The 3,129-nt window shown below is 34.6% G+C and carries 2 protein-coding genes; one reads left to right on the top strand and one right to left on the bottom strand.

The genetic code is table 11. The features are described from left to right. Window positions 1–529 precede the first annotated feature (529 nt). Window positions 530–2,464 carry a cation:dicarboxylate symporter family transporter gene (locus C4E06_RS21750; RefSeq protein WP_198648933.1) on the top strand — a complete coding sequence of 645 codons (1,935 nt, stop codon included), beginning with the start codon at window positions 530–532 and terminating at the stop codon, window positions 2,462–2,464. On the opposite strand, the gene C4E06_RS21755 is transcribed toward C4E06_RS21750, so the two are convergent. Continuing rightward, window positions 2,465–3,043 carry a hypothetical protein gene (locus tag C4E06_RS21755; RefSeq protein WP_107666579.1) on the bottom strand — a complete coding sequence of 193 codons (579 nt, stop codon included), beginning with the start codon at window positions 3,041–3,043 and terminating at the stop codon, window positions 2,465–2,467. Window positions 3,044–3,129: the final 86 nt, after the last annotated feature.

The raw sequence follows: 3,129 nt of genomic DNA on the forward strand, positions 1-3,129 counted from the left end.
TAAACCCGATTAATACTTTTAATGCTAAAGTCGATCTAACCGTGTTATAGAGTTTTCTCACGCTTGATTGATCTCTTGTTCACCAGAAGGTTGAATCATTATTATATTTTGTCTATCCATATAAAAACTTATTCTATCATTGTCATTCAAGTTAAATGATCGGTTGGGGTAAATTTAGTAATTTTAGTTACATTGTCTACCCAAGCGATCGCTACCTAAATATTATTTACACCTCGGATCAATCAAGCGTGAGAAAACTCTATAACACGGTTAGATCGACTTTAGCATTAAAAGTATTAATCGGGTTTATTTTAGGCATATTAACAGGTCTATTTCTAGGGGAAATGGCATCAGTTTTTCGGTGGGGTTGGTATTGCTTATATTCGTTTGTTTCAAATGCCAGTGATTCCCTATATTTTAGTTTCTTTAATTTCAGGTTTAGGTAAATTAGATTTTACAGCAGCTAAAGGAATTTTTATTAAAGGGGGAATAGTTTTATTATCGTTATGGATGCTGACTATTGTTGTTTTTGATCTTGATTCCTTTTGGTTTTCCCAGTTGGGAGTCAGCTTCTTTTTTTAGTGCAAGTTTAATCGAACCCCAAAAGAGTATTAACTTTTTAGATTTATTTTTGCCATCTAATCCTTTTTATGCGATGGCTAATACGATTATTCCCTCTGTGGTAACGTTTAGTATAGCTGTGGGCTTAGCTTTTATTTTTATTCCTGAAAAATCAACAGTTATTGAAGTTTTTAGTAAACTCAGTGATAGTTTAATGTTAATCACTCGATGGGTTGCAAAATTAGCACCAATTGGTGTTTTTGCTATTGCTGCCAATGCGGCTGGAACCTTAAGATTTGAGGATTTTGAACGATTACAAGTTTATATTATCTTACAAGGCTGTATTGCTTTAGTCTTAAGTTTTTGGATTTTACCTAGTTTAGTAACTGTTTTAACCCCGATTAAATACAGAGATATTATTAATAGTATAAAAAATCCTTTAGCCACAGCTTTTGCCACGGCCAACCTATTAGTGGTGATTCCGATTTTAGTGGATAATAGTAAAAAACTGATTGCCAATATTAAAATTAGTGATAGTGGAATAGATGAAGAAGAATCACCCTTGGATGTTATAATCCCTGCTTCTTTTAACTTTCCTAATATGGGAAAATTACTATCTTTAGGATTTATTCCTTTTGCGGCTTGGTATGTCGGATCACCTTTATCAGCGACTCAATATCCCAGTTTTTTAGTAACAGGAATTGCTGTTTTTTTTGCAGATGGAACCTTAGGAACAACTTTTTTATTAAATCTGTTTAAAATACCTACAGATATGTTAACGCTCTATATCACTGTCGAGATTTTTACCGCTCGTTTTGGGGTATTAGTAGCAGCGATGCAGACAGTTGTGTTAGGCATTTTAGCCACTTGTGCAATACAAGGATTAATTGTCATTAGAAGAAAGAAAATAATTAACTTTGCTATTAGTTCTATTTTGTTATTAGCATTGATTTTAGGATCGATTCATTTTATTTATACTACTTTTTTTCCGAGTGATTATACTAAAAATCAACTGTTAAGTAATTTGGAACTATTAAGAGTCAGAGATGCTCAACCTGTGAACGTTTTTAAAACGCCTCCTATGATTAACAATTTAGAGCCAAAAGAACCAGAAGGTTCTAGATATCAACAAATCAAAACTAATCATCTTTTACGAGCTTGTTATTTACAAGATGATTATCCTTTTTCTTATTTTAATAATCAAGGAAATTTGGTCGGTTTAGATGTAGAAATGATTCATATTTTAGCCAGAGAATTAGGAGTAAAATTAGAGTTTCTTCCCCTCCAAGAACCTATCAATAAAAAAGAAGATATTGCTGCTTATCTCAATGGAAATTACTGTGATATATTAATTCCTGCTGTGGCTTTGACACCAGAAACAACGGAAGTCGTTACCTTTACCCAATCTTTTTCTAAACGAACGTTATCTTTTGTTTTTAAAGACGATAAAAAAGAACCCTTTACTAATTGGAAAAAACTTCAAAAAAAACATAATTTACAATTAGCCATTCCTGCCGATGTTCCTTACTATATTGCGAAATTGAAAGGCTTATTACCTAATGCTGAAGTTGCCATTACTAATCGAACCATTAGAGATTTATTAGGAGTCAACTCAGAGGAATTTGATGCTATTGTTATACCAGCAGAAAATGCGTCAGCGTGGACGATTCTTTATCCCAATAATGGGGTAGCCGTTCCCCAACCCATCGTATCAATTCCTGTCGGGTATATGCTACCTAAAAATGCCCACAGTTTAGCCGATATTATTAATCTTTGGTTAGATTTAAAACAAGAAGATAAAACCATACAATCTCTCTATGATTACTGGGTTCAAGGAAATATTCAAAGTATCAAAAAACCGCGCTGGTCTATTATTAGAGATGTATTACATTGGATAGAATAATTATCGTCTTAAAACCCCTGCCCGACAGTCTTTTAACCATAATTTTATCCCTTGTCCGATCGCTCCATTCATGGCATCTTGAGGGGGTAAAGGGAGATCACCCTGTTCTAAATCAGCTAATTGAGAAAATAATAAAACCAGTCGCCAACCTTCAGAAGTCGGGGTTAAAAATAACCAGTAATAATTCTGTAATAAAATCGCTTCGGTGGGGGTATATTGTCGTTCTAACGTAGTAAAAAAAACCTGTTTTGTTTCATCCGGTAACTCAGGTTCATATTGTAAGTTACTCAAGGGTAACGGCTCAAATTCTGGGTTACCTGCCACTAATATATAATTATAAATCTCCACACTGCGATCGCCAATATTAGAGCGTTGTGCCACTCGGTTGCTGTAACCCGGTAAATCTTTTAACATCCGAGTCATTAAGGTTTCAATATCAGAGGGGCAAGCTGTCTCTCGTTTCGGTAACGCTTGTGTGGGTAAGGCAAGAGGCAAGAGGCAAGAGGCAACAGTTAAAATTGTGATAACCGTTATTCGGCTAACATTACCCCATTTTGTCATTGTGACTTCTAACTTCATCAATAATACGATTCCAGGCCATAACAGGATCATCTGCCATTGTAATCGGTCTACCAATCACTAAATAATCAGCCCCTGCCTTTAAA

Origin of the sequence: Cyanothece sp. BG0011 (assembly GCF_003013815.1) — a bacterium.
In the GTDB taxonomy this organism is placed as follows: Bacteria; Cyanobacteriota; Cyanobacteriia; order Cyanobacteriales; family Microcystaceae; genus Crocosphaera.

Bases quoted from the DNA above. Each gene is read 5' to 3' on its own strand.
- C4E06_RS21755 (WP_107666579.1), bottom strand. From the start codon at position 3,043: ATGAAGTTAGAAGTCACAATGACAAAATGGGGTAATGTTAGCCGAATA.